Source organism: Geobacillus sp. LEMMY01 (assembly GCF_002042905.1).
Taxonomy (GTDB): Bacteria; Bacillota; Bacilli; order Bacillales; family Anoxybacillaceae; genus Geobacillus; species Geobacillus proteiniphilus.
Genome location: NZ_MVKA01000006.1, coordinates 84,990 through 91,285, shown reverse-complemented (window position 1 = coordinate 91,285; position 6,296 = coordinate 84,990). Strand labels below are relative to the sequence as shown.

The window sequence follows — 6,296 nt, the reverse complement described above, 5'->3', positions numbered from 1 at the left end:
GCCCACGTGTTACTCACCCGTCCGCCGCTGACCTAATCAGAKCAAGCTCCAATCCAGTCCGCTCGACTTGCATGTATTAGGCACGCCGCCAGCGTTCGTCCTGAGCCAGGATCAAACTCTCCAAAGAAAATTGATCAGCTTTTCGCATTGTCTAGCTTCGGCGCCTAGCTCTCTTCTGCCAAATCACCTTCCCCCTCGGGGTGCAAGCACCCCAGCGGGTGAAGAACATTTGGCTTCGAGATCGCCAGGATGGCGATATTTCGCCGTTGCCCGCAGGACGCGGGCTGCCTTTAGGCGAAATTACGGCGCCTCCGCTTTTCTTATGACGCTTGCGTTTTGTTTAGTTTTCAAGGAGCTTTTCCACTGACGCCTAATGATGACAGCTATTAAATAATAACGCGTGGACAACGAAAAGTCAACAACTTTTTTGTTTCGTTGCCGTCACAAGCAATGCTGATTATATCATGTGGATGTTGTTTAGGCAATAGTATTTTTTGAAACCATTGATCAACCTTGCACCATTTCCTCGATATATATGTCCCGCTGAACGCTTAGTGACAGCAACTGTCCGGTTTCGATGATCTTGACGATCGGCCGGGCTGGCTCGTCTGAAGGAATAAACATCACTTCAGCCATTTCGCCGTTGGAGAGTTTGACGACGGCTCCTGTTTGTAGGCCGATGAGATTGTTCACCAGCGCGGCGACAGCTTCTGTACTCAGTTTGCCGAACTGCTCCCTTTGCATCGTTTCAATGGCCCGAAACGGCGACTGTTTGCGACGGTATAACCGTTCTGAAGTCATGGCGTGGTAGACATCAGCGACGGCGACGATCTGGCTGTAAGGGTGAATTCCTTCTGCTTTTACTCCGAGCGGGTAGCCGCTGCCGTCATTTCGTTCATGATGCTGCAGCACGGCAAGTTTTGCCCCATGGTTTAGCGCAGGGATTTTTTGCACCATGCGGTAGCTGAAGACAGGGTGCTGCTTTACTTCATTGAATTCAGCTTCAGTGAGCGCCGACGGATTCATCAAAATTTTCTTGCTTATTTTCGCCATGCCACAGTCTGCTAGCACACCGGCAAGGGCGATTTGGTGGCATTCCCCTTCGCTGTATCCAAGCTGCATGGCCAAAAAGCCCGCGAGCAGCCCGACGCTGACGGCATGATGGTGCAAATATTCGTCCTTTGTTGCGTAATGATGCAACATAAGCAACTCCCGTTTTTGGCCCGCCATTCGTTCAAAAAGCGGAATGATGACCCCTCTGATTTCGCCGATATCAACCGGCAAACCGGCTTGCCACGATTGAAACCATGTTTTGTATCGTTGGACCGCCTCTAAGTAGAAGGCCATCGGCTGTTTGGCAGCCGCCGTTGATGCGGAATCGACGTTGGGAAATGGTTCGCCGTTAGCAAGCAATGGTTCAACGTCCACTTCCTCAACGAGGAATTTTTCAAGTACGAGCAGCAACGGTTTCGTGATCACGGTGTTTTTCGGGATAATCGGACGTTTCGTCTTGCCGAGCACATCTTCAGCGAGCACGCATCCTTCGCGAAGCTGGGAGCGTTTCACACGGACCATCGATTAGTGCCCCCTTTGTCTTTTTTCTCTGTATTTCTATCGTAACATGATTTTGGCCGCGATGGCAGTGCTTTTGAAACAGAAAAACGACGCCCCGCGCCTATAGGCGAAGCGCCGTTTCCGCTAGGCCGAATGATCTTCTTCTTTTTCCTCGTCTCTTTCTTCCTCAGGCACTTTCGCCACCGTAGCGACGCACTCGTGCCCATCTTCGCCAGAGAGGCGAATGAGTTTAACGCCTTGGGCGATTCTTCCCGTCCGAGAAATATCGCTGACGGCAATGCGAATGAGCACGCCGCCGGTCGTGATCACCATGACGTCTTCATTGCCGACGACGGTTGTCACCGCAACGACAGGACCGTTTCTATCCGTGACGTTGCACGTTTTCAATCCTTTGCCTCCGCGGCTTTGCGCGCGGTATTCCGAGGCCGGAGTGCGCTTGCCGAACCCTTTTTTCGTGACGACAAGCACATCATGATGGTCTTCTAAAATTTCCATGCCGACTACTTCATCCCCGTCATCAAGCGTGATCGCTTTGACTCCAGTCGCGCTGCGGCCCATCGCCCGCACGTCGGTTTCCGGGAAACGGATGAGCATGCCGTTTTTCGTACCGATGATCAAATGCTTTTTGCCATCCGTCAGCCGGACAGAAATCAGTTCATCCCCTTCGCGCAAATGGATGGCGATGAGCCCATTGTTACGAATATGGGCGAACGCTGAAAGTGGGGAACGTTTGGCAATTCCTTGCTTTGTCGCAAACACGAGGTAGCGTTCATCGCTAAACTCGCTTTCAATCGGAATCATGGCGTTGATCCACTCATCTTTATCGAGCTCAAGCAAGTTGATGATCGGCAACCCTTTGGCTGTGCGGCCGAATTCCGGGATCTCGTAGCCTTTTGCCTGATACACTTTCCCTTTGTTCGTGAAAAACAGCACAGTGTCGTGAGTCGACGTAACAAGCAAATGTTCGACGAAATCGTCTTCCGCCGTATGCATGCCTTGCACGCCCCGGCCACCGCGTTTTTGGCTCCGGTACGTCGATAAAGGCAAGCGCTTGATGTAGCCTTTATGAGTGAGCGTGATGACGACATGCTCTTGTGGAATTAAATCCTCGTCATCGAACTGCTCAACGGCTCCTGAAACGATTTCCGTGCGCCGCTCATCGTTGAACCGCTCCTTAATTTCGCTCAGTTCATCGCGAATGATTTGCAATACTTTCTCTTCGTCGGCCAATACGCCTCTCAGTTCTGCGATCAGACGGACAAGGTCTTGGTATTCTTGTTCGATTTTTTCCCGCTCAAGGCCGGTTAACCGTTGCAGGCGCATATCCAAAATCGCCTGCGCCTGCCGTTCACTAAGGGAGAACCGCGCCATCAGCCCTTCGCGCGCCGCCTCCGTCGTCTGTGAGCGGCGGATGAGGTCGATCACTTCATCCAAATGGTCAAGGGCGATGCGCAACCCTTCCAAGATGTGGGCTCGCGCCTCGGCTTTTTTCAGCTCAAACGCCGTCCGCCGGCGGATGACGGTTTTTTGATGGTTCAAATAATGCTCCAAACATTCTTTTAAGTTCAGCACTTTCGGCTCGCCGTTTACCAAAGCGAGCATGTTGATGCCAAAACTCGTTTGCAATGCCGTATGTTTGTACAAATTGTTCAACACCACTTTCGCGTTGGCATCGCGCCGCACTTCGATAACGATGCGCATGCCGCTCCGATCCGACTCGTCGCGCAAGTCGGTGATGCCGTCAATTTTTTTCTCGCGCACAAGTTCGGCGATCCGCTCGATCAGTTTCGCCTTGTTTACTTGATAAGGGAGCTCGCTCACAATAATCGTTTCCTTGCCGTTTGGCTGCTGCTCGATTTCGGCCTTGGCGCGCAATGTAATCGAGCCGCGTCCCGTTTCGTACGCCTTGCGGATGCCGCTGCGGCCGATAATTTGTCCAGCGGTTGGAAAGTCAGGACCTGGGATGTATTCCATCAAATCGGCGACCGTCATCTCCGGATTTTGGCTTAATGCCAACAAGGCGTCGATCACTTCGCCAAGCTGGTGCGGCGGAATGTTCGTCGCCATTCCGACAGCGATGCCGGATGAACCGTTGACAAGCAAATTGGGAAACCGGGACGGCAGCACGACCGGTTCTTTTTCCGAACCGTCATAGTTATCTTGATAGTCGATCGTGTCTTTGTTGATATCGCGCAAAAGCTCCATGGCGATTTTCGACATGCGCGCTTCTGTGTAGCGCATCGCTGCTGCCGCGTCGCCGTCGATCGATCCGAAGTTGCCATGTCCGTCGACAAGCATGTAGCGGTAGTTGAAATCTTGCGCCATGCGCACCATCGTGTCATACACGGCGGCATCCCCATGCGGATGATATTTCCCGATCACTTCGCCGACGATGCGAGCCGACTTTTTATACGGTTTATCGGCGGTCATGCCGAGGTCGTGCATGGCGTATAAAATGCGGCGATGCACCGGCTTCAGCCCGTCGCGCACGTCCGGCAGGGCGCGCGAAACGATGACGCTCATCGCATAGTCAAGAAACGAAGAACGCATTTCCTGGCTGATGTTCACTTCGCGGATGCGCGGTTGTTCGTGTTCTGCCATTCGTTCAAACCTCCCTTTCAAACCTCCTCCAGTCCGGCCCGCCCGGCCAGGCGGACGCGGACGGACGGCGGGCGCCGCTTTGCTCGCGCGCCGGGTTGTCCCCGTCGGCAAGGTGAAGCGAGGAGGGCGGCTGCTTTCCTCTTCTTTATTAGCTTAAATGTCCAAGTTTTTCACATAACGGGCATTTTCTTCGATGAATTGGCGGCGCGGCTCAACTTTATCACCCATTAAAATTTCAAACGTTTCATCTGCGTCAATGGCGTCTTGCAGGCTTACTTGCAGCAACGTTCTCGTTTCCGGATTCATCGTCGTTTCCCAAAGTTGCTCCGGATTCATTTCGCCCAACCCTTTATAGCGTTGAATCGTCGGTTTTGGCTGTTCCGGCAGCTCGGCAAGGATTTTCTCGAGCTGGCGGTCGTTGTAAGCGTAACGCACCTGTTTTCCTTGCTCGATTTTATACAGCGGCGGCTGAGCGATATAAATGTAACCGCGTTCGATCAATTCCCGCATATAACGGTAAAAAAACGTTAAAAGAAGCGTGCGAATGTGGGCCCCGTCAACATCGGCGTCGGTCATGATGATTACCTTATGGTAACGCGCCTTTGAGATGTCGAACTCTTCGCCAATGCCCGTGCCAAGAGCCGTGATAATCGCCCGCACCTCATTGTTCGACAAAATTTTGTCCAAGCGCGCTTTTTCCACGTTAAGGATTTTCCCGCGCAGCGGCAAAATCGCTTGGAAATGGCGGTCGCGTCCTTGTTTCGCCGAACCGCCGGCCGAATCGCCCTCAACGACGTACAGTTCGCTGATCGACGGGTCTCTTGACGAACAGTCGGCCAGTTTGCCCGGCAAATTGGAAATTTCAAGCGCACTTTTGCGCCGCGTCAGTTCGCGCGCTTTTTTTGCCGCCAGCCGCGCCCGCGCTGCCATCATGCCTTTTTCGACGATTTTCCGGGCAATCGTTGGATTTTCAAGCAAAAACGTCTCAAATTGTTCGGAAAAGACAGCGTCGGTCACCGTGCGCGCATCGCTGTTGCCGAGCTTCGTTTTCGTTTGCCCTTCAAACTGCGGCGATGGATGCTTGATCGACACGATGGCCGTCAGCCCTTCGCGCACATCTTCGCCAGTCAAATTCGCGTCGTTTTCTTTGAAAATTTGTTGCTTGCGGGCATAATCGTTGATGATGCGCGTCAGCGCCATTTTAAAGCCGGATTCATGCGTGCCGCCTTCATGCGTATGAATGTTGTTGACAAACGAATAAATGTTGCTTGTATAGCCGTCGTTATACTGCAAGGCGATTTCTACGGCAATGCCGTCGCGCTCGCCGGCGATATAAATCGGCTCCTCGTGCAGCACTTCTCGCGTTCGGTTCAAATGGCGGACGTATGAACGAATGCCGCCTTCGTAAACATATTCGTTTTTTCGGTTGTCGACCCGTTCGTCCGTCAGCGTGATTTTTAAGCCGCGATTTAAAAAGGCGAGCTCACGCAGCCGAGTGGCCAGCGTTTCATAGTCAAATTCAGTCGTCTCAGTGAAAATTTCCGGGTCCGGCTTAAAACGGGTCGTCGTTCCGGTCCGGTCTGTCTCGCCGATGACTTGCAAGTCGGTGCACGGCTCCCCGCGCTCGTACCGCTGGTAATGAATTTTTCCATCCCGATAGACATACACTTCGAGCCATTCCGATAAGGCGTTGACGACCGAAGCGCCAACGCCGTGCAAGCCGCCGGACACTTTGTAGCCTCCTCCGCCAAATTTCCCGCCGGCATGAAGGACGGTCATAATGACTTCGACGGCGGGCCGTCCGGTCGCCTCGTGAATGTCAACCGGAATGCCACGCCCGTTGTCGGCGACGGTGATGCTGTTGTCTTTGCCGATCGTCACATCGATGTTTGTGCAATAGCCCGCCAACGCCTCGTCGATGCTGTTGTCGACGATTTCCCAAACGAGATGATGAAGTCCTTTCGGCCCCGTCGAGCCGATGTACATCCCCGGGCGCTTGCGGACCGCTTCAAGACCTTCAAGCACTTGGATTTGGCTTGCATCGTACGTCTGCTCAACCCGTTGTTCCATTGTCATGCCTGATCACCTACGCTTTCTTTGCAAACGTTCAACGGTCTCGC

The 6,296-nt window shown here is 53.1% G+C and carries 3 protein-coding genes and 1 rRNA gene; all 4 read right to left on the bottom strand.

Annotation, left to right across the window (positions count from 1 at the left end):
• Window positions 1-127, bottom strand: a 16S ribosomal RNA gene (locus B1A75_RS04655); the annotation flags it as partial.
• Window positions 128-507: 380 nt separating this feature from the next.
• On the bottom strand, window positions 508-1,575 hold the full coding sequence (locus B1A75_RS04650; protein WP_074042949.1) for an HD-GYP domain-containing protein: 1,068 nt from the start codon (window positions 1,573-1,575) through the stop codon (window positions 508-510).
• A 123-nt stretch (window positions 1,576-1,698) separates the two neighbouring features.
• A complete protein-coding gene (gene gyrA / locus B1A75_RS04645; RefSeq protein ID WP_074042948.1) occupies window positions 1,699-4,176 on the bottom strand; it encodes a DNA gyrase subunit A in 2,478 nt (825 codons plus the stop codon).
• A 153-nt stretch (window positions 4,177-4,329) separates the two neighbouring features.
• Window positions 4,330-6,252 carry a DNA topoisomerase (ATP-hydrolyzing) subunit B gene (gyrB, locus tag B1A75_RS04640; protein ID WP_079935833.1) on the bottom strand — a complete coding sequence of 641 codons (1,923 nt, stop codon included), beginning with the start codon at window positions 6,250-6,252 and terminating at the stop codon, window positions 4,330-4,332.
• Between the last annotated feature and the right edge of the window lie 44 nt (window positions 6,253-6,296).

Excerpts from the sequence above, each read along its gene's own strand:
- gyrB (WP_079935833.1), bottom strand. The coding sequence starts at position 6,252 with ATGACAATGGAACAACGGGTTGAGCAGACGTACGATGCAAGCCAAATC.
- gyrA (WP_074042948.1), bottom strand. The coding sequence starts at position 4,176 with ATGGCAGAACACGAACAACCGCGCATCCGCGAAGTGAACATCAGCCAG.
- B1A75_RS04650 (WP_074042949.1), bottom strand. The coding sequence starts at position 1,575 with ATGGTCCGTGTGAAACGCTCCCAGCTTCGCGAAGGATGCGTGCTCGCT.